This is a genomic window from Allobosea sp. P5_A5 (assembly GCF_056400625.1).
The window spans coordinates 312,548-333,045 of record NZ_JBFUKY010000003.1 but is presented as its reverse complement, the minus strand read 5'-3'; the positions used below and the strand labels follow the sequence as shown (position 1 = coordinate 333,045).

Below are 20,498 nucleotides of genomic sequence, written 5' to 3'. Positions count from 1 at the left end.
TTAGCCGGCCGCACGCCTCTTCTTGAGCAGGTAGGCCACGAGAACGACCAGTGCGGCGCCGATCGCGGCCGCACCGTAATGCGGCAGGTCGGCCGGGCCGACGCCGAGCGGGTTGGTCTCGACGGGGATTGGCTTCACCCATGTCGGCCAGTGCGCCTGCAGCCAGCCGACCACGGCGACATCGCCCAGAATCATTTCGGCCGCGATCCAGCCCAGCAGCGCGGCGCCGATCCAGACCAATAGCGGGAAGCGCTCGATGATCGAGGTCAGGAACTGCGCCCCCATGATGATCAGCGGGATCGAGAGCAGCAGGCCGAAGATGAAGAGTTCGGCATGGCCGCGTGCGGCGGCAGCGATGGCGATGACGTTGTCGAGGCTCATCACCGCATCGGCGATCGCGATGGTGCGCACCGCCTTCCACAGGCTGGTGCTGGCTTCGATATCGGCATGGGATTCATCCTCGCCGACCGCGAGCTTGATCGCGATCCAGAACAGCAGGACGCCGCCGATCACCTTCAGGAAGGGCACGCCGAGCAGATAGGTGACCACCAGCGCGAAGATGATGCGCAGACCCACGGCTGCGCTGGCCCCGAGCCAGATGCCGATTTTCCGGCGGTCCTCCGGCAGGGACCGGCAGGCCAGCGCGATCACCACCGCATTGTCGCCCGAGAGCAGCAGGTCGATCCAGATGATCTGGAGCAGCGAGACCCAGAAGGTGGAGGAGGAGAAATCCATCTGTCGATCAGTGCCTTTTCAGTGAGCCGGGTCGGGCCGGCGCGACTTGATGAGGTAGCCGAGGCCGATGACCAGCAGGGCGCCCAGCGCGGCCGCCGGATACTCGAGCTTGTGCAGCAGTTCCGCGCCGAAGCGGCCGATCAGCCAAGGATCGGAATCGAACATTTCACCCGCGACCCAGCCGAGCAGCGCCGCACCCGCCCAGACCAGAATCGGAAAGCGGGTCAGCAGATTGGTGATCAGCGAGGCACCGAGGACGATCAGAGGGATTGAGATGACGAGGCCCGCGATCAGCAGCGGCATGGAATCACGTGCGACGCCGGCAATCGCCAGCACGTTGTCGAGGCTCATGACGATGTCGGCGATGGCGACGGTCTGCACGGCCTTCCAGAGCTTGCTGTTGGCGGCGATCGAACCCTCGTCGGCGTCTCCGTCCTCGACCAGCAGCTTCACCGCGATCCAGATCAGCAGGCCGGCGCCAACGATGCGCAGGAACGGCATGGCGAGAAGGGAGGCGATGACCACCGTGAAGACGATCCGCAGGACGACCGCGACTGCGGCGCCAAGCGCGATGCCTTTGGTGCGCTGCGCCGGCGCCAGCGCGCGGCAGGCCAGCGCGATCACCACGGCATTGTCGCCCGAGAGGACGATGTTGAGCAGGATGATCTCGGCAAGCTTGCCCCAAATCAGCGGGTCGCTCAGCGAAAACGACGTCCAATCCATCACTTCAAACCTTCAGGTTATTTTGCCGTCTTTGCGAAGAGCGAAGCGACGGCTCCGCCTCCTCGCAACGACGGTTGTCATCGTCGAACGTCCTAAAGCGCTTCGGCGACCGCCTTGCCGGCAGCCTCCGTCCCCAATGTCCCGCCGAGGTCGCGGGTCCGGGTGCGGGCGTCGGCCAGCGCCCGCTCGATCGCGGCTTCGATGCCCTTGGCCGCGTCATGCTCGCCGAGATGGTCGAGCATCATCGCACCCGACCAGATCATGCCGACGGGGTTGGCGATGCCCTGCCCTGCGATATCGGGCGCCGAGCCGTGGACCGGCTCGAACAGCGAGGGGAATTCGCCGGTCGGATTGATGTTCCCGGACGGGGCGATGCCGATCGTGCCGGTACAGGCCGGGCCGAGATCGGAGAGGATGTCGCCGAACAGGTTCGAGGCGACGACCACGTCGAACCGGTCGGGATTGAGCACGAAATGCGCGGTCAGAATGTCGATATGGTACTGATCGACGGCGATATCGGGATAGTTTTTCTCCATCTCCTTCACCCGTTCGTCCCAATAGGGCATCGTGATCGAGATGCCGTTGGATTTGGTGGCGGAGGTCAGCTTTTTACGGGGGCGGCGCTGGGCCAGCTCGAAAGCGTATTTCAGCACGCGATCGACGCCGACGCGGCTCATCACGGTTTCCTGGATGACGATTTCGCGCTCGGTGCCGGCATACATCCGCCCGCCGACCGAGGAATATTCTCCCTCGGTATTCTCGCGCACGACGAAGAAGTCGATGTCGCCGGGCTTGCGCCCGACCAGCGGGCCGGGCACGCCCGGCATCAACCGCACGGGGCGCAGGTTGACGTATTGGTCGAATTCGCGCCGGAACAGCAGCAGCGAACCCCAGAGCGAAATGTGGTCCGGCACCTGTTGAGGCATGCCGACCGCGCCGAAATAGATCGCGTCATGGCCGCCGATCTGCTCCTTCCAATCGTCCGGCAGCATTTTGCCGTGCTTGGCGTAATAGTCGCAGGAGGAGAAATCGAAGCTGTCGAGCCTGAGTTCGAAGCCGAAACGCTTCGATGCGGCTTCGAGGACGCGCAGGCCTTCGGGCATAACTTCCTTGCCGATGCCGTCGCCCGCGATCACGGCGATGCGATAGACTCGGTTGGTGCGGCTCATGATGCGGCTCCGAAGAACGTCGCGAATTCCTGCGCCACCTGATCGGGCAGTTCTTCCGCGAGATAATGCCCGCCCGGCAGAGCGTGGCCGCGCACATCCTGCGCACGCTCGCGCCACAGGGCCAGCGGGTCGAAACATTTGCCGACGATGCCATGGTCGCCCCAGAGCGCCAGCAGTGGCTGCGTGAGCTTGCGACCGCCATCCTCGTCGTCATGGCGGATGTCGATGGTCGCGGCGGCGCGGTAATCCTCGCAGGAGGCATGGATCGCTGCGGGATCAGCAAAGCAGCGCAGATAAGCTTCGAGCGCCTCGGGGGCGAAGGGGGTCAGACCAGCGGAGCCCTCGCCGCATTTCTTGCGCCAGTAATATTCAGGGTCGGCGCCGATCATGCGCTCGGGAAACGGGGCCGGCTGGATCAGGAAGAACCAGTGCCAATAGGCGCGCGCGAAGGCGTCGGTGGTGCCGGCATACATCTCCCGCGTCGGGGCGATGTCGAGCGTGGCCAGCTTGAGGACGCGCCCGGCATGGTCCAGCGCCAGGCGATGAGCGACGCGGGCGCCGCGATCATGCGCCCCGACGAGGAAGCGATCGTAGCCGAGCGCGGTCATCACCTCGGCCATGTCCTTTGCCATCGCGCGTTTCGAATACGGTGCGTGGTTGGCATCGGTCGCCGGCTTCTCGCTGTCGCCATAACCGCGCAGATCGGCGCAGACGAGGGTAAAGCGATCCTTCAACCGCTCGGCGACCTTGTGCCAGAGCACATGGGTCTGGGGGTAGCCATGGAGCAGCAGCAGCGGCGGCCCCTCCCCGCCGGTACGGACGCGGATGCGCTCGCCCGATGTCTGCACATCGAGCAGGCGGAAGCCGGGAAAGAGGCTGTCGGCGACGGGGATATCTGTGAGAGTCATGTGAAAGGATTTCTGCAATAATCGGATGCGGATAGCGCGAAAGCGCGGCGAGTTCTGCCGCGGATTATTACATAATCCTGATCAATGGTGGGACATCGGCGATAGCTCGATGTCCGCGCCCCTTCTCGTCATTGCGAGAAGGCAAAGCCGACGAAGCAATCCAGGGGGGCGTAGAGTTCTGCCGTTTCTGGATTGCTTCGCTGCGCTCGCAATGACGCTCAGGAGGGCACGCCYAGGCGATGCCCTCAGCCCCGCAAAGCGGCGCCGTAACGCTTGGCCATCTCGGCGACGATCTTGGCGCTGACGGCTTCGATCTCGGTGTCGGTCAGCGTTTTCTCGGTCGGCTGCAAGGTGACAGCGAGCGCAACCGACTTCTTCCCGGCATCGACGCCCTGGCCTTCGTAGATGTCGAAGACGCTGGCGCCCGCGACCAAAGCCCGGTCGACATTCTGAGCGCTCTTCATCATGTCGCCGGCCGCCACCGCCTTGTCGACAATGAAGGCGAAGTCGCGGCTCACCGGCTGGAAATCCGAGAGACAGAGCTTGGCCTTGACCTTGGTCGGCTTGGATTTCGGCAAAGGCAGCGCATCGAGATGGATCTCGAACGCGACCAGCGGACCCTTGACGTCAAGTGCCCGTAGGATGCGCGGATGCACCTCGCCGAAGGCGCCGATCACGCCCTTCGGCCCGAAGCGCAACGTGGCCGAGCGGCCGGGATGAGCCCAGGCCGGGCCTTCCGGAACGATCTGCAGGCCGCCGACCGGCACGCCGAGACCGGCGAGCAGCGCCAGCGCATCCGCCTTTGCATCGAAGACATCGACGGGCTTGGCCGCGCCGTCCCAGTGCCGGCCCTGCCCTGCCAGATGCGCCGTTCCCCTGCGCACGGCCGTCGCAGCGATCAACTGCCCCTCCGGCTCGTCGCTGAGGAAGATCTGGCCGACCTCGAACAGAGCAACATCCGGATAGCCGCGATCGGCATTGCTCTGCGCCGCGCGGATCAGGCCCGGCAGCAGCGAGGGCCGCATGTCGGAGAGATCGGCCGCAATCGGGTTGGCCAATGCGAGCTCGGGCGAACCGCCGCCAAAGAGCTTGGCCTGATCATGCGAAATGAAGGACCAGGTTACGCCCTCGACGAGGCCGCGCGCGGCAAGCGTGCGCTTGGCCAGCCGCGTGCGCTTCTGCAGCACGGTCAGCACCGGCTTGACGACCTCGCCCTTGATGCGCAGCAGCGGCGTCGAGACGACGCGGTCGAGCCCCGCGATGCGGACGATCTCCTCGACCAGATCGGCCTTGCCGCCGACATCGCCGCGCCAGGACGGGGGCGCCACGTTCACGCTGTCGCCAGCGCCCGAAACCTGGAAGCCGAGCGAGGTCAGCGCCTGCTGCATCTCGGCCTGCGGCAGATCGAGCCCGGTCAGACGCTTGACCTCCGACCAGGGAAAATCGATCGCGCCAGGGCTATCGGGAATCTCGCCGGCGAAGGCGATCTCGGACGCCTCACCGCCGCAGAGCTGAAGCACCATCGTGGTGGCCAGTTCGAGGCCGGGCCGTGTGAATTCGGGATCGATGCCGCGCTCGAAGCGATACCGCGCATCCGAATTGATGCCAAGCGCGCGGCCCGATCGGGCGACGTTGAGCGGGTCCCACAAGGCGCTCTCGATCAGCACGTCGGTGGTGGTCTCGTCGCAGCCCGACGCCTCCCCGCCCATGATCCCGGCGAGCGATTCGACGCCATGCTCGTCGGCGATGACGATCTGTTCGTCGGTGAGCGTGTATGTCTTGCCGTCGAGCGCGAGGATGGTTTCACCTGCCTTGGCGCGGCGCACCGTCAGATCGCCCTTAACCTTGGCGGCGTCGAAGACGTGGAGCGGCCGGTTGCGGTCGAGCGTCATGAAATTGGTGATGTCGACCAGCGCGTTGATCGGGCGCAGGCCCACCGCGCGCAGGCGCGCCTGCAGCCACTCCGGCGACGGGGCGTTCTTGACGCCTCTGACGAGACGCAGCGCGAAGGCCGGGCAGAGCTTGCGGTCGTCCTCGGCGAGATCGAGCTTCACCGCGACCGGGCAGGGAAACGTACCCTGAACCGGCCGAATCTCGGCGGATTTGAGCTTGCCGATCCCGGCGGCGGCGAGATCGCGCGCGATCCCGGCGATGCCGAGCGCATCGGCGCGGTTCGGCGTCACCGCAATCTCGATCACCGCGTCGTCCAGCCCGGCATAGGTCGCATAGGGTTGGCCGACCGGCGCATCGTCGGGCAGATCGATGATGCCCTCATGATCCTCCGAGGTCATCAGCTCGGCGGCGGAGCATAGCATTCCGTTGGATTCGACGCCGCGAATGACGCCCTTGCCGAGCGTGATGTCCTTGCCGGGAATGTAGGTGCCGGGCGGGGAGAAGACGCTCTTCATGCCGGTGCGGGCGTTGGGCGCGCCGCAGACCACCTGCACGGGTTCGCCCGCGCCGGTATCGACCATGCAGACGCGCAGGCGGTCGGCATTGGGGTGCTGCTTCGCCTCGATAACATAGGCAATGGTGAAGGCCGACAGCGCCTTGGCCTTGTCCTCGATCGCCTCGACCTCAAGGCCGACGCGCGTCAGGGCGTCAGTGATCTCCGTGACGGAGGCGTCGGTATCGAGGTGCTCTTTGAGCCAGGAAATCGTGAACTTCATCGCGTCTTGAACAGGCTCTGGGTCAGTCGGAAATCTTGGCGGTCGTCAGACCGGGAACGACGTCGTTCAGCCGGTTGTCGCCATCGGTGCAGATCTTCATGGCGTTGCCGCGCCAGCTGACCTCGCCGCCGATGAAGGCATAGGCCCAGATGCCGGGAAAGGCGATGTCGCGCACCAGCATGGCTGCCAATGAGCGCCAGTTCAGATACCAGCCGACACCGCGCGAAAGAATGATGTCCCCGGCATACCAGATCGCCAGCGCCAGCAAAGGCGCCAGCCAATGCGGCAGTCCAAGCGCGGGCGCGCCGAAATAGGCCAGCACGGCCGGCAGCAACGGCGCTGCAATGATCTCGAGCATGAAGAACGGCAGGAATGTCACCCGCCGCAGCCGGGCCCAGCGGAACTGCCGCTGGACGGCGTCAGCGAGGCGACGCGGCCCGAGCGGCTGCTCGAAGGGCTGGCCCACGAGGTGGACATGCTTGCCGGCAGCACGAACCAGCTTGGTCGAGGCCGCGTCCTCGGCGATCTCCGCTCCCAGAACGGCGATGCCGCCATTGGCATCGAGGAAGGGCTTGTTCCAGAGCATCGACTTGCCCTGCGCGAAACCCAAGCCCAGCGCTTCGCCGACATATTGCCAGCGCGCCTGAAAGGCATTGAGGAAGGCGCATTCGACCTCGGCGCCGAAGCTTTGCGGGTGCGAGCCGGCAGGCGTCGAGCAGACGAGGCCGGTATCGGGCCGCCAGGCCGCGAGCATGCGCTGGATATAATCCGTCGGCATCAACACGTTTGAATCGGCGAGGATGACCCAATCGGTCGTCGCCTCCTCCCAGCCGCGCACGCAATTGTTGAGCTTCGGGTTGGCGCTGACCGGCACGTCACCGATGATCAGGCGGGCCTTGTCGGCGCCGTAGATGCCGATGAGTTCATTGATCAACGGGATGATCGGGTCATGCGCGTCGGCGACGCTGAAGATCGTCGTGTGCGCAGGATAATCCAGTTCGAGCCCCGAGATCGCGGTCTCGCGGCTGAAGGCCTCGATGCCGCGCACGGGCCTGACGATGGTGACGGGCGGCAGCTGGTCGAGCAGCGCCGAGCGCTGCAGCGGCCGACGCAGCCGCCAGAGCGCGATCGCTTGGCTTGCCAGGTTGACCGCGACCAGCAGCACGGCAAAGGACGCAGCCCAGCCCGCTGACGTCACTGCGCACTCTCCTGCCGGACCGGCACCGTCATGAGGAGAGACCGCCGGTCAGCGTCGGCAGGTCGAGCGGGCGGAAGCCGTAATGCGCGAGCCAGCGGACATCCGCCTCGAAGAAGGGGCGCAGATCCGGCATGCCGTATTTCAGCATGGCAATGCGATCGATGCCCATGCCCCAGGCGAAGCCCTGGTAGATTTCCGGGTCGAGCCCGCAATTGCGCAGCACATTGGGATGGACCATGCCGCAGCCAAGGATTTCCAGCCAATCCTCACCTTCGCCGAAGCGGATTTCGCCGCCCTTGCGCGAGCACTGGATGTCGACTTCCATCGAAGGCTCGGTGAAGGGGAAGAAGGACGGGCGGAAGCGCATCTTCACGTCGTCGATCTCGAAGAACGACTTGCAGAACTCTTCCAACACCCATTTCAGATGGCCGAGATGGGCACCCTTATCAATCACCAGCCCCTCGACCTGATGGAACATCGGGGTATGGGTCTGGTCGGAATCGTTGCGGTAGGTCCGGCCCGGGCAGATCACACGGATCGGCGGCTCCTGCACCAGCATGGTGCGGACCTGCACCGGCGAGGTGTGGGTGCGCAGCAGCTTGCGCTCGCCATTGGCATCGGGCGCGAAAAAGAAGGTGTCGTGCATTTCGCGGGCGGGGTGGCCGAGCGGGAAGTTCAGCTTGGTGAAGTTCAGGTCATCGGTCTCGACATCGGGACCCTCGGCGATGGCGAAGCCCATATCACCGAAGATCGCGGTAATCTCGTCGATGACCTGGCTGATCGGATGAATGCGGCCGCGCGATTCTGGACCGTCCTGAACCGGCAGAGAGATATCGACGCGCTCGGACGCCAGCCGCGCCTCCAGCGCCGCTTCGCCCAGCGCCTCCTTGCGGGCCGCGATCGCAGCCTGAACCCGGTCGCGCAGGCCGTTGATCTGCGGCCCCTTCTCCTTGCGCTCGTCCGGCGTCATTGCGCCCAGCGTCTTCAGCAGGCCCGAGATCGAGCCCGTTTTGCCAAGCGCGGCGATGCGGACGTTCTCGACGGCGGCCTCTTCGGCCGCAGCGTCGATCGCGGCGAGAACGTCGCGTTCCAGGGTGGCGATATCGGTCATGACAAGGTCGCAAGCGTTTGAAGGCGTCGGAACCGGCGCGTTCTAGCGGGAACGACGGGGTTATGCCAGAGCGAAGCGTCATTCGAGCCCTCATCCTGAGGAGCAGGCTTTGCCTGCGTCTCCGGAAACGCTCCTCAAGATGAGGGCTCGACGATCAAATGTATCCGCAGCGACGGAACTCGGGGAATTGCACCATGGCCGACAACACCGCCCAGAAAGAATCGCCGTCCTACCGGCTGGCCGCGAGCGACCCGGACTTCCTGCTCGGGGACTCCACGCGTGGCGCCCGCTTCATGCTGGAATACCAGAAGGCGGAGGACAGCCTGCGGGCGCGGGGCGTCGTTTCGACCGTCGTCGTCTTCGGCTCGGCGCGGGTGCGGGAGGGCGATCCGCGCTACGAGGCCGCCCGACAATTCGCCCACATCGCGTCGGTTCGCGGCGGCGCGCTGCGTGACGGCGAGGCCGGGCGCTACCACGTCATCGCCACCGGCGGCGGGCCGGGCATCATGGAAGCTGCCAATCGCGGCGCGACGGAAGCTGGCGCCATTTCGATCGGCTTCAACATCACCTTGCCGCACGAGCAGGAGCCCAACGCCTGGTCGACGCCGGACCTGACCTTCCTGTTCCACTATTTCGCGATGCGGAAGATGCATCTGGCGATGCGCGCGGCCGCGCTCGTCGTCTTTCCAGGCGGCTTCGGCACGCTCGACGAACTCTTCGAGATCATCACGCTGGTGCAGACCGGCAAGATGGCGCCGGTGCCGATCGTGCTGTTCGATTCGGCCTATTGGAAGGGGCTGCTGAACCTCGACACGATGGCCGCCGCAGGCTTCATCCGACCCGACGATCTGAAGCTGTTCGCTTATGCCGATACGCCAGATGGGGCTTACGATCTGATCGTAGCGGGCGCCGGCGAAGGCTGGAATCCGCAGAAGAACGGCAGCGTGCAGACGTAGCCATTTGTCTCGTCGTCATGGTCGGGCTTGTCCCGACCATCCACGTCTTCGCTGGTCGGAGGTCGCGTTCAAGACGTGGATGCTCGCCACAAGGGCGAGCATGACGGCGGAGCCCAAACAAAAAGGCCGGCGTTTCCGCCGGCCTTTTTCAAATCAATTCGGTAAACCGCTCAGGCAGCCTTGGCTTCGGTGCCGAGCGCGATCTTGACCGACTCGACCACTGCCGTGAACGACGCGACATCGTCGATCGCCATGGCCGACAAGGTCTTGCGGTCCAGCTCGATGCCGGCCTTGATCAGGCCGCCGATGAAGACCGAATAGGTCAGGCCGTGCTCACGCACCGCAGCGTTCAGACGCTGGATCCAAAGCGCGCGGAAGGTGCGCTTCTTGTTCTTCCGATCGCGGTAGGCATATTGCATCGACCGATCGACAGCCGCCTTGGCGGCGCGGATCGTATTCTTGCGACGGCCGTAAAAGCCCTTCGCAGCCTTGAAAACTTTTTTATGCTTGGCGTGGGACGTTACGCCCCGTTTCACGCGAGCCATGTGATGATCTCCGGTGTGTCAGGCGGCGTCAGCCGTTGGGAAGGAAATACTTCTTCACGTTGGCCGCATCGCCCTCGAACAGGGTCGTCGTGCCGCGGTGATTGCGGAGCTGCTTGTTGGTCCGCTTGATCATCCCATGACGCTTGCCGGCCTGGGCGTAGAGCACCTTGCCGGTACCGGTGATCTTGAACCGCTTTTTAGCGGCCGATTTGGTCTTCATCTTGGGCATTTCGGCTCCTATCGGTCATAGGCCAGCGCGCCTTGCGGCGACTTCGGCCAGTTCTTGCTTTCAGGAAGCAAAGATCGATCGCCACGGCAGCCCTTTAGCCGGGCGATCGAAGGACGCGCGTATCGCAGAAAAACCGGCTGCTGGCAAGCGAAAGCGGCAGGCTGGGCAAGCGAAAGGTCAGGTCCGGCAGCACCGATGCCAGGCCCTTGACGCCCGGTCGCCGAAGCGCTTGACGGCGATGCCGATATTTCGTCGGCTCATAGACGACCCTTCATATACCCGTCACATCCTCGCATCATCAGCCATCGGCCTCGCGCATCCGGAGATCGCCATGAAACGCTTCCTGCTCAGCCTGACGGCGGGCCTTGTCCTGACGGCCGCTGCCGCCAGCCCCACGCTCGCCCAATCCACCCTCGACAAGATCAAGGCACGGGGCCAGATCATCTGCGGCACCAGTGAGGGCGTCCCGGGGTTCTCCCTGCAGGACAAGAACGGCATCTGGAAGGGCTTTGACACCGATGTCTGCCGGGCGCTGGCCGCCGCGATCTTCAACGATCCCGACAAGGCGAGTTATCTCTCGCTGTCGAGCAAGAATCGCCTCGTCTCCTTGCAGGCCGGCGAGATCGACGTGCTGGCGCGCACGACGACCTGGTCTCTGGGCCGCGACATCGGTCAGGGCGTCAGCTTCACGGCGGTCAATTATTACGACGGCCAGGGCTTCATCGTCCGCAAGAAGCTCGGCGTGAAGACGGTCAAGGACCTCAACGGCGCCTCCGTCTGCGTCGCGCAGGGCACCACGACCGAACTCAACCTCGCCGATTACGGCCGCACCAACGGCATCAAGTTCGAGACGGTCGCCTTCGGCACGCTGGAAGATACGGTCCAGGCCTATGAGGCCGGTCGCTGCGATGCCTATACGACCGACCTCTCCTCGCTCGCGGGCACGCGCGGCCGGCTGAAGGATCCGGAAGAGCACATCCTGCTTTCGGAGGTGATCTCCAAGGAGCCGCTCGGCCCCTGGGTCCGCAAGAGCGACCCGGCCTGGTTCGACCTCGTGCGCTGGACCGTCATCGCCACGATCAACGCCGAGGAGCTGGGCGTGACCCAGGCCAATGTCGAGGACATGGCCAAGACCTCGCAGAACCCGGAAGTGCGTCGCCTGCTCGGTGCGGAGGGCAAGTTCGGCGAACAGCTCGGCCTGACCAATGACTGGGTCGTGCGCATCATCAAGGCTGTCGGCAACTACGGCGAGAGCTTCGAGCGCCATTTCGGCGAGAAGAGCAGCAACCCGCTGCCGCGCGGGGTCAACAAGCTGTGGACGCAGGGCGGCCTGCAATACGGCCCGCCGATCCGCTGACAAAGGCCCGTCATTCTCGGGCGAAGCATCAGCTTCGACCCGAGAATCTCAGGACGAGAAAGCGCCTCAGCCTCTTGCGGCCAGAGATGCTCGGGTCGAGCCCAAGCATGTCGCCCTCAAACAAAAAAGCGCGCCCCGGGGCGCGCTTTTCAACAGGCAAAAACGGCAGGTCAGCGCGGAGCGAGGACCATCACCATCTGGCGGCCTTCGAGCTGCCAGTCGCTTTCGACCTTGGCGACTTCGGTGGTATCGACCTTGACTCGTTCGAGCACCTTCACGCCGAGATCCTGGTGGGCCATTTCGCGGCCTCGGAAGCGCAGGGTGACCTTCACCTTGTCGCCCTCCTCGAAGAAGCCGTGCATGGCCTTCATCTTCACGTCGTAATCGTGCGTGTCGATACCGGGCCGGAGCTTGATCTCCTTGATTTCGATGGTGCGCTGCTTCTTGCGCGCCTCGGCCGACTTCTTCTGCTCGAGGAAGCGGAAACGGCCATAATCGAGAATCTTGCAGACGGGCGGCTCAGAGTTCGGGGCGATCTCGACGAGGTCGAGACCGGCATCCTCGGCGAGCTTCAGCGCATCGAAGAACGAAACCACGCCACGGTTGGCGCCGGTGTCGTCGATGAGCTGAACGTCGCGAACGCCGCGAATCTCGCGGTTCGAACGGGGACCTTCCTTAACCGGGGTCGGGGCTGCGCGGTACGGACGACGAATGGGGACTTCTCCTGAATTTGGCGCGGCTCGCGCCGATGGTTGAGACACATTGCACAAAGATAGGCGTTGTCAATGCATGACGCCAGTGCGGCAGCCCCGCAAATGCAGGCGGTCGCACGGATGCCACAGCGTGTTCAGCGTTCCAGCAGGGCGCAATAGACGTCGAGCGTCTGCAGCACCATCGCCTCCAGCGAGAAGTGCCGCTCGACATGGGTTCGCGCCCGGCGCGCGAGGGCGTCGCGGGCGGAGGGGCGGAGCGCCAGCGCCTCGCCAAGGCCGGCCGCGAGCGCGGCCGCATCGGCCGGTGGAACGCGCCAGCCGGTGCGTTCGCCGGGCGAGACCTGCGGCGGCGCCAGAACCGTTTCCGGGACCGCTCCGAGATCGGATACGACGACCGGCGTGCCCATCGCCTGCGCCTCCACCGCGACCCGGCCAAAAGCCTCCGGATCGGTCGACGGCACCGCCACGACCGCGGCCGAAAGCATCGCGGCCGGCATGTCGGTGCAGTGGCCGACACGGCGCACGCGCCCTTCGAGCCCTGCCTTGGCGATCAACCCGTCCAGTTCCTTGACGTAGCCGTCGCGCCCCTGGGCATCGCCGGCCAGAATGAACGCGGTTTCAGTATCGCCGCCGTCACGCATGATGCGGGCGGCCTCGATCAGCACGCGCTGGCCTTTCCAGCCGGTCAACCGGCCCGGCAGCAGCACGATGCGTTGATGGTTTTCGACGCCCCAGGCCTTGCGCAGCGTCTGCACGCGTTCGGCCGTGACGGCCGATGGCGCGAAGGCGGAAAAATTGGTGCCGCGATTGACGACCCGCACCCGGTCGCCCGCGACGGGATGCTTCGCCCGGATGAGGCCAGCCGTATAAAGCGAGTTGGCGATGACGACGTCGCCGCGCGCCATGACCGAGTTGTAGAGCGTCTTTACGGCCGAACGGCTGTTATAGGAGCCGTGATAGGTCGTCACGAACGGCAGTTTCAGGATGCGCGCCGCAGCCAGCGCCACCCAGGCCGGCGCCCGCGAGCGCGCATGGATCAGGTCCACAGCCTCTTCGCGGCAGAGCTCGACCAGCTTGCGCACGTTCAGCGCCATCGCGACCGGGTTCTTGGACGCAGCCGGAAACGGCAACCAGACTCCGCCCTTGGCCTGCAGCTCGGCCACGAGCCGGCCGCCCTCGGTCGCAACCAGGGCCCGCGCGCCGACCTCGGTCAGGCCACGCGCGATATCGACAGCCGTGCGCTCGGCTCCGCCCGCCTCCAGCTCGGGAATGACCTGAAGGATGGTGCGCCCCGCGAGCGGATGCGTCTCGGTCGACGGCAGCGAAAGATGGGCACCCGGCTTGAAATTCATGCTCTCGATGATCTGGACTTCTGTTCGTTGGGGCGACTATGCCCGTCTCCGGACCGCGCCGCAGCCCCGAATTGCGGCCTGCATCCGATTCGCCACAGGAGATTTGCCTTGGAGCGCCAGCCCCCGCAATGGCTCGATGTCGGCGAAGGCCCATCCAGGCGCCTCGCCTTCCTGCATCAGCCGGGCAGCGGCGCACCTGTGGTCTGGCTCGGCGGCTTCCGCTCCGATATGCGTGCGACCAAGGCCGAGGCCCTGGCCGAGTGGGCCAACACCAACGACCGGGCCTTTCTGCGCTTCGATTATGGCGGCCATGGCGAAAGCGATGGACGCTTCGCCGACTTCACCCTCTCGGACTGGTTGGCAGATGCGCTCGCCGCCGTCGAACGCCTGTGCGAGCGTCCGCCGATCCTGGTCGGTTCCTCCATGGGCGGCTGGATCGCGCTGCTGGCAGCGCGGCGTCTTGCCGGAACATCACATCAGCCGGCAGGGCTGGTCCTGATCGCGCCGGCCGTCGACTTCACCGAAGAGTTGATGTGGGCGCAAATGCCGGACGCTGTACGCAACGCGATCCTGACAGACGGCGTTTGGCAGCGCGCCTCCGCGTACTCGCCGGAACCGACGCCAATCACGCGGGCCCTCATTGAGGACGGACGCCGGCATCTGCTGTTCGGAGGTGAGATCAAGGCGGGCTGCCCCGTGCATGTTCTGCAAGGGATGGCAGACCCCGACGTGCCTTGGCGACAAGCCGTGAAGCTCGTCGAGCATCTGAGCGGTGACCCCGTCGTTCTGACGCTGATCAAAGACGGCGATCACCGTCTTTCCGCGCCCGCCGACCTGGCACGGCTCGTCGTTGCGGTCGCAGGAATAACGACCGCAGCCTGAGCCCAGCGCTCAGTGAACGCTGACCATCTTGAGATCGTGCTCCCAAGCATTGGCCGTCGCGGCCTCGCGGGTGTCGGTCACGAGAATCGGCGCGCCGTCCGCCGAAAGCAGCGTGTAGAGATGCAGGCCGGATTCGATCTTGGGAGCCTGCGGGAAAAGCCGCATCAACTCGTCCGAGGTCATCGGCTTGACGTAGGCCACCTCTCCGGTCCCAAGCGCCGCGAATTCGGCGGGGGTCAGCGGGTCGGCCTGGGTGATCATCATATCCTGTTTCATCGCGCCCTCCTTCTGAGCAGTGCGAATGCGGTTCGATACTGCGCCTTCAAAGATGAACAGATGCGTAAACCGCTCCGCACCCTTCAAAACGGGGCCGCCTGCGGCCCATCTAGTCACGGCTCACGATATCGATACGCCGGATGAGCCTTTCCGGTTCCGGCCTGACGAGATCGATCGCCAGAAGGCCGTTCGATAAATCCGCCCCCATCACCTGCATACCGTCAGCCAGCAGGAAGCTGCGCTGGAACTGGCGGGCTGCGATGCCGCGGTGGAGAAACTGCCGATTCTTGTCGTCGCCCTGGCGACCACGCACGGTAAGTTGGTTTTCCTCAAGGGTGATCTCGAGCTGCTCGCGGGCGAAACCTGCCACTGCCAGCGTAATCCGAAGCCGATCGGGCTCATCGTCCGACCGAGGCATCCGCTCGATATTATACGGCGGATAACCTTCGCTCGCGCCTTTGGTGACCCTGTCGAGGGCCCTCTCGATATCGTCGAAGCCGAGCAGGAACGGGTGAGACAAACTGGGCGTACGCGTCATTCCCCGAGCCTTTGCCGAAGCCCCCGAAAGGCGCTTCATCGACCATCGGAACCCGCTATGAGCAGCATTCCGCAGGCAGAAGGCAAACCCTTCCGCTTGGATCAGATATGGCGAAGCGGTGTTCGGGGTTCAAGAGCCGCCACCGGGAGGCGGTCTCATCGGACATCGTCGGGCATGTCCGAGAAATGGTACAACCACCCCGGCTCGAACGGGGGACCTCTAGATCCACAATCTAGCGCTCTAACCAACTGAGCTATGGCTGCCCATAAGGCGCATGGAACCCGGCCCGTTCGGGCGGTGTCCAGCGGCGCGGAACCTAGAGCCGGCGGCGCCCTTTTGCAACTGCGGAATTCGCATCGGCACACAGAAATGCGTCATGCGCCCCGAAGACCTGGTTCAGTCCTTTTTCAGCGCGGTGTTGGCGATCCGCGCGAGTTCCTTGAGATGCTCGGCATAGGATTCGTAGCTGCGGCGAACCGCCTTGGCTTGAAGCGTGATCGCCTCCGAGGCCGTGTCGCTGCGTGCGAGCTGTTCGGCATCGCCCACCGTCGCCTTGAACTCGGCACAGGCGTGCTCGACCATCTTGGCTTGAAGGGCCCCAAAGGCGCGGGCCATCGTCATCGCCTGACCCATCACCGTCTCGCTTGTCAGCACGGCGACCTCCGGCAAGCGCGGCGGCGGCACTTGTCCGAGCGAGGCCGGCTTTGGCTCGGGCGTGGCCGGGGTTGGCTCGGGCGCGGTCGACGGCTTGGGCGAGGCCTGAGGCTTCGCCGCCGCCGGCGCGGCATCCGGCTTGGCGGCTTCGACGGTCGCCGTGACGACGGCCGCAGCCGTCTTTGCGGTCGCGACAGCGGCTTCACCGAGGGCGGCGGGGATTTCGGCGACGCGAGCCGGCGGAGCGAGCGGCGGTGACGCAACAGGCTTGGGCGCGGCTGGAACCGGGGGCTTGGCCGCGCGGGCAGTTTCGCGTGGCGGCGCCGGTTTCGTCTGCGTCTTGGCGGGTGACTTCGCCGAGACGGGCGCCTTCGTCGAGGCGGATTTCGGCCCAGCCTTGGCGGTCGTTGCGGGGCGCGAGCGCGGCGATTGCGTCTTGGCGCGGCCGTCTGCTTTGGTCGCCGCGGCCTGAGCCGTCGCCGGCTTCGAGGCGCGTTTCGCCGCGACGCGGCTGGTCGTCGCATTGGCGGGGGGCGCCGGGGGCTTGGCCGCCTCGGCCATCGGCTTGCGGTCCGCAGCGGCGAGCGCTTTCACCGGCGTCAGGCTGATGGGCGCCTTCGAAGTGGTTCGTGTCGGCGGCAGTTTGGCCATCGCATCGCTCCTGAACTTTGAAACGGATGACGGCCGGACCAAGCCCGGCCGCGAGCCTCAGGGACAGGCAACCAGGCCCTGAACATGCGAGCGCCGCCCGGAGGCGGCGCGGCAGCAGTATCAGCGGGCCTTGTTGACCGTCTTGCTGACGGTGTCGGCAGCCTTGGTCGCAGCATCCTGAGCCGCGCTGCCCATGTCCTTCAGCTGCGTCTGCAGCGAGGACATCTGGGTTTTGAGGAACTCGGACTGATGCTGCATGACCTCGGTCAGGTCCTTCGACTTCACCATCTTCTGCGCGAGATCGAACGCCGCCGCGACGTTGTTCTCGGCATAGGCGATCGCCTTGCGGGTCGCGTCATGGGTGCTGAGGCGGGCTGTTTCCGCCGAGCCATGGGCGCTTTCCACAGCCTTCTGCGCCGCGTTCATGAAGCCGTCGAACGCCTTGCGGGCCTGGTCGACACTGCGCTCGGCAAAGTCACGCATCTCGGTCGGCACTTCGTAGGGGATCTTCGGGTCCATGGTGTCCTCCTTTGCAAGCCTGCTTTTATTGTGCACTGCAATATCATTGTTGCATTGCAGTGACAACCGCGTGACGGAAGCGGCTGCTGCGATGTTAACGCTATTTCGATGCGAAGCGGGAGAGCCATCTTTGGTTCGATGGATTCTCTCGCATTTGGCGTCTATTAAGGGTCTGTTATCCATAACGTTGCGGATCGAACGAGCGCACAGGCATGAGCGAAGCCGGACAGGACTGGGCGCGGTGGGGCGCGGCGGCGGAAGAGGATCCGGCGCTGAGAGCCTGTGCGGCCGGCGGGGCGCTGCTGCTGTGGAACGCGGCAACCGAGCAAGTCGGCTACGCCAATGCCGCCGGTGAAGCGTTGCTCGGCGGAGCTGTGGCACAGGCGACACTGCCGGTTCCGACAATTCGCCGCCTGAATTTGCTCGCTCAAGGTGCGGCGTCGAATATGGGCCTGCGCCTGGAGCGGCTGAGATTAACACCAAGCTTTTCCGCACTGGCGCTGACCTGCGGCTGCAAGCTCGTGACCGCCCCGGAGGCGGACAACATTCTCGCGATCGCCGTATCGGCGGCCGAGTTGCGGCGGCTGGGCATCCGCGTTCCCGCATCGGCGCCGATCGCGGCGCCGATGCCGAAGGCAGAGCCCGTATCGCAGATCCCGGCGGTAGAGCCCGCCTCCGCCCGACCTGCAACGCTGCGGTTTCTGTGGCAGAGCGATGCCGAGGGCCGTTTGATCAAGCTCTCCGAAACAATTGCGATGCTCACCGGCCCCGACGCCGCAGCGGGCCTGCCAGGCCAGCGCTGGAGCGACCTGATCGGCAGCGCCATCCTCGACAAGGACGGCGGTCTCGCCGACCGGCTGGAGACAGCCGCGACCTGGAGCGGGCATACGGTTTTGTGGCGGACGTCGACGCCCGGCGAAGCCGTCCCCGTCGAATTGTCCGGTGCGCCGGTCTTTGGCCCCGACCGGCAGCTCGCCGGGTTTCGAGGCTTCGGATTGGCGAGGCTGAGCGAAAGCACGCATCTGCCGCTGGTGGACAAGGTGCCGAGCGAGCCGGAGGCCGACGCGGAGACGCTTGCCGGTGTCGCGGTGCCTGCGCCGGAAGCGGCGACGGAAACGGTCGCCGAGGAGACCGCGCCCATTGCCGTGAACGACGACGAAGCGAACGTTCGAGCCGTCGAGCAGCCTATGCGTTCGGCCGACGCCCCGGCGAGCAATGCCGTCCAGACGCCGGAAGAGCCCGAATTGACCGTCGCCGGATCGGCGCAGAGGCACGAGGACGGCAGCGAATCGGCTGACGAGAATGCCGCCGATCCCGCTGAAGAAACCGTCTCGGACGAGGCGGAAGCAGCGGCCGAGGCCGAGGACAACACAGAACCCGATATCCCGGCTGCGCAGCCGGTGTCGTTTCGACCCCCGGATTCCGACGAGCCGGACGAGCCCTTGTCCGTGCCGGGCAACATCGTCTCGCTTCGCAACGGGCAGCTCGCCATGCGCCCGGTGCTGGAACCCTCCAAGACCAATCTCAGCTCGGCCGAACGCAATGCCTTCCGCGAGATCGCAAAGGCGCTCGGCGCCCGCCTCGCCGACGATGGCGTGGCGTCCGAACCGCGGCTGCCGCCGGTCGCCCCGCTGCGGGTGAAGGAGCGCGAGGCCAGAGACGCCGAGACCAGGGACGCGGAAGCAGCTAAAGCAGCCGTTGCCCCCTCCCCCGCGCCGACGCGTCAGCGCAACGCCCATGCCGACCTGCTCGACCGGCTGCCTATCGCGGTACTGGTCAATCGCAGTGAGGAGGCGCTCTACGCCAACCGCACCCTCCTCGACCTGCTCGATTACGCCGATCTCGACGATCTGAAATCGGCCGGCGGGGTCAGCCGGCTGATCAAGGACGCGGCGCGCAGCGGCGGTGGCGCGATGACGCTGATCGACCGGCTGAACCACCTCGTCCGCGTCGAAGCGGCGCTCTCCAGCATCGACTGGCAGGACGAGCCCGCGACCCTGATGGCGTTCCGCCATCCGGATGGCGGCGGCGAAGTGCCCGTCCTCACGCCGGAAGAAGCAGAAGAAGCCGAGCTCGCCGCCGAGTTCGAGGCGGAGGAGGCCGAATCCACCGCGCGGGTGCAGGCGTTGAAGCTCGACGCGGAAGTGCGCGACGATCGCATCGCCGAACTCACCGCGATGCTCGATACCGCGACCGACGGCGTCGTCACGGTCGATGACCGTGGTCGCATCCTTTCGCTCAACCGCGCGGCCGAGGCGCTGTTCGGCTACGACCAGCGAGAGGTCACCGGCGAGCTTCTGACCCTGCTTTTCGCTAATGAGAGCCATGCGCCCGCCCTGGATTATCTCGAAGGGCTCAAGGGCGGCGGTGTCGCCTCGGTGCTGAACGACGGTCGCGAGGTGTTCGGCCGGGTGCGCCAAGGCGGGAAGATCCCGTTGTTCATGACCATGGGCCAGATCGCGCATGGCACGGAACAGCGCTTTTGCGCCGTGCTGCGCGACATCACCGCATGGAAGAAGACGGAGGGCGAGCTGGTCGACGCCCGCAAGGCGGCCGAACTGGCAAGCGCGCAGAAATCGGACGTGTTGGCCAAGATCAGCCATGAGATCAGGACACCGCTCAACGCCATCATCGGTTTTGCGGAGGTGATGGCCGAGGAGCGCTTCGGGCCGATCGGCAACGAGCGCTACAAGGAATATCTGCGCGATATCCACCAATCCGGCGGCTACGTGATCAGCCTGGTCAACGATCTGCTCGACCTCGCCAAGATCGAAGCCGGCAAGCTCGACCTCGACTTCGTCAGCGTCAACCTGAACGAGATCGCCCTGTCGACGGTCGCGTTGCTGCAGCCGGAGGCGCAGAGGGGACGGGTTGTCCTACGCTCGGGCCTGTCCCCGAAGCTGCCGCCAGTCGTCGCCGACGAGCGCTCGATCAAGCAGATCGCGATCAACCTGCTTTCGAATGCGGTGAAGTTCACCGATGCGGGCGGACAGGTCATCATCTCGACGGCGCTCGGCGACCAGGGCGAGGCGATCCTGCGCGTGCGCGACACCGGCATCGGCATGGACGACGCCGAGCTGAAACTCGCGCTCGAACCCTTCCGCCAAGTGCCGACGACGCGCCGTTCGGGCGGAACCGGCCTCGGCCTGCCCCTCACGAAGGCGCTCGTGGAGGCGAACCGCGCCGCGATGTCGATCACGTCAGTCAAGAAAGAGGGCACGCTGGTCGAGATCACGTTCCCGCCGCAAAGAGTGCTAGCGAGCTGAGGATTGGCCGGGCTCTTCAAGCCCCGCTGCCGCAATTTTGCCTCAAT

The 20,498-nt window shown here is 65.4% G+C and carries 19 protein-coding genes and 1 tRNA gene; 4 read left to right on the top strand and 16 right to left on the bottom strand.

Translation table 11 applies throughout. From position 1 onward, the window contains the following. The 7 genes from AC1DR6_RS08435 to pheS all read right to left on the bottom strand — a co-directional run bounded on the left by AC1DR6_RS08435 (nucleotide 1) and on the right by pheS (nucleotide 8,513). On the bottom strand, nucleotides 1-735 hold the full coding sequence (locus AC1DR6_RS08435; RefSeq protein ID WP_476828744.1) for a TerC family protein: 735 nt from the start codon (nucleotides 733-735) through the stop codon (nucleotides 1-3). Between the two features lie 18 nt (nucleotides 736-753). Next, on the bottom strand, nucleotides 754-1,458 hold the full coding sequence (locus tag AC1DR6_RS08430; RefSeq protein ID WP_476828743.1) for a TerC family protein: 705 nt from the start codon (nucleotides 1,456-1,458) through the stop codon (nucleotides 754-756). A gap of 92 nt (nucleotides 1,459-1,550) precedes the next feature. After that, the gene (locus AC1DR6_RS08425) at nucleotides 1,551-2,627 is read right to left on the bottom strand and encodes a tartrate dehydrogenase (RefSeq protein ID WP_476828742.1); all 1,077 of its coding nucleotides are present in this window, start codon (nucleotides 2,625-2,627) and stop codon (nucleotides 1,551-1,553) included. Continuing rightward, nucleotides 2,624-3,535: an alpha/beta fold hydrolase gene (locus AC1DR6_RS08420; RefSeq protein ID WP_476828741.1), complete on the bottom strand. Its 912-nt coding sequence runs from the start codon at nucleotides 3,533-3,535 to the stop codon at nucleotides 2,624-2,626. Before AC1DR6_RS08420 ends, AC1DR6_RS08425 begins: the two co-directional genes overlap by 4 nt. 245 nt (nucleotides 3,536-3,780) lie before the next feature. After that, nucleotides 3,781-6,204, bottom strand: a complete 2,424-nt coding sequence (gene pheT / locus AC1DR6_RS08415; RefSeq protein ID WP_476828740.1) for a phenylalanine--tRNA ligase subunit beta — start codon at nucleotides 6,202-6,204, stop codon at nucleotides 3,781-3,783. Between the two features lie 22 nt (nucleotides 6,205-6,226). Beyond that, a complete protein-coding gene (locus AC1DR6_RS08410; RefSeq protein ID WP_476828739.1) occupies nucleotides 6,227-7,402 on the bottom strand; it encodes a ceramide glucosyltransferase in 1,176 nt (391 codons plus the stop codon). 28 nt (nucleotides 7,403-7,430) lie between these two features. Next, a complete protein-coding gene (gene pheS / locus AC1DR6_RS08405; RefSeq protein ID WP_476828738.1) occupies nucleotides 7,431-8,513 on the bottom strand; it encodes a phenylalanine--tRNA ligase subunit alpha in 1,083 nt (360 codons plus the stop codon). A gap of 194 nt (nucleotides 8,514-8,707) precedes the next feature. On the opposite strand from pheS, the gene AC1DR6_RS08400 reads away from it, so the two are divergent. After that, on the top strand, nucleotides 8,708-9,469 hold the full coding sequence (locus AC1DR6_RS08400; protein WP_476828737.1) for an LOG family protein: 762 nt from the start codon (nucleotides 8,708-8,710) through the stop codon (nucleotides 9,467-9,469). Between the two features lie 170 nt (nucleotides 9,470-9,639). Here AC1DR6_RS08400 and rplT read toward each other — a convergent pair whose 3' ends face one another. Beyond that, entirely contained in the window at nucleotides 9,640-10,014 is a 375-nt protein-coding gene (rplT, locus tag AC1DR6_RS08395; RefSeq protein WP_476828736.1) for a 50S ribosomal protein L20, read from the bottom strand. Nucleotides 10,015-10,042: 28 nt separating this feature from the next. Continuing rightward, the gene (gene rpmI, locus AC1DR6_RS08390) at nucleotides 10,043-10,243 is read right to left on the bottom strand and encodes a 50S ribosomal protein L35 (RefSeq protein WP_476828735.1); all 201 of its coding nucleotides are present in this window, start codon (nucleotides 10,241-10,243) and stop codon (nucleotides 10,043-10,045) included. Between the two features lie 331 nt (nucleotides 10,244-10,574). Here rpmI and AC1DR6_RS08385 point away from each other — a divergent pair, with 331 nt between their 5' ends. After that, complete coding sequence (locus AC1DR6_RS08385) at nucleotides 10,575-11,600, top strand: amino acid ABC transporter substrate-binding protein (protein WP_476828734.1); 1,026 nt, start codon at nucleotides 10,575-10,577, stop codon at nucleotides 11,598-11,600. 170 nt (nucleotides 11,601-11,770) lie between these two features. Here the strand turns inward: AC1DR6_RS08385 and infC are convergent, their stop codons facing one another. Together infC and AC1DR6_RS08375 are read right to left on the bottom strand one after the other, a co-directional pair. Continuing rightward, a complete protein-coding gene (gene infC, locus AC1DR6_RS08380; RefSeq protein ID WP_476828998.1) occupies nucleotides 11,771-12,313 on the bottom strand; it encodes a translation initiation factor IF-3 in 543 nt (180 codons plus the stop codon). 134 nt (nucleotides 12,314-12,447) lie between these two features. Further along, on the bottom strand, nucleotides 12,448-13,665 hold the full coding sequence (locus AC1DR6_RS08375) for a glycosyltransferase family 4 protein (RefSeq protein WP_476828733.1): 1,218 nt from the start codon (nucleotides 13,663-13,665) through the stop codon (nucleotides 12,448-12,450). Between the two features lie 198 nt (nucleotides 13,666-13,863). Between AC1DR6_RS08375 and AC1DR6_RS08370 the strand changes: the two genes are divergently transcribed. Continuing rightward, the gene (locus AC1DR6_RS08370; protein WP_476828732.1) at nucleotides 13,864-14,547 is read left to right on the top strand and encodes an alpha/beta hydrolase; all 684 of its coding nucleotides are present in this window, start codon (nucleotides 13,864-13,866) and stop codon (nucleotides 14,545-14,547) included. 9 nt (nucleotides 14,548-14,556) lie between these two features. On the opposite strand, the gene AC1DR6_RS08365 is transcribed toward AC1DR6_RS08370, so the two are convergent. From AC1DR6_RS08365 to AC1DR6_RS08345, 5 genes are all read right to left on the bottom strand, one after another. After that, a complete protein-coding gene (locus AC1DR6_RS08365) occupies nucleotides 14,557-14,823 on the bottom strand; it encodes a BQ00720 family protein (protein ID WP_476828731.1) in 267 nt (88 codons plus the stop codon). A gap of 109 nt (nucleotides 14,824-14,932) precedes the next feature. Next, nucleotides 14,933-15,361 carry an Hsp20 family protein gene (locus AC1DR6_RS08360; protein ID WP_476828997.1) on the bottom strand — a complete coding sequence of 143 codons (429 nt, stop codon included), beginning with the start codon at nucleotides 15,359-15,361 and terminating at the stop codon, nucleotides 14,933-14,935. A 186-nt stretch (nucleotides 15,362-15,547) separates the two neighbouring features. After that, nucleotides 15,548-15,624, bottom strand: a tRNA-His gene (locus AC1DR6_RS08355). A gap of 133 nt (nucleotides 15,625-15,757) precedes the next feature. Then, nucleotides 15,758-16,666, bottom strand: coding sequence for a phasin family protein (locus AC1DR6_RS08350; protein WP_476828730.1), 909 nt, complete (start codon nucleotides 16,664-16,666; stop codon nucleotides 15,758-15,760). Between the two features lie 120 nt (nucleotides 16,667-16,786). Continuing rightward, the gene (locus AC1DR6_RS08345) at nucleotides 16,787-17,185 is read right to left on the bottom strand and encodes a phasin (protein ID WP_476828729.1); all 399 of its coding nucleotides are present in this window, start codon (nucleotides 17,183-17,185) and stop codon (nucleotides 16,787-16,789) included. A 212-nt stretch (nucleotides 17,186-17,397) separates the two neighbouring features. Between AC1DR6_RS08345 and AC1DR6_RS08340 the strand changes: the two genes are divergently transcribed. Beyond that, the gene (locus AC1DR6_RS08340) at nucleotides 17,398-20,451 is read left to right on the top strand and encodes a sensor histidine kinase (RefSeq protein ID WP_476828728.1); all 3,054 of its coding nucleotides are present in this window, start codon (nucleotides 17,398-17,400) and stop codon (nucleotides 20,449-20,451) included. Nucleotides 20,452-20,498: the final 47 nt, after the last annotated feature.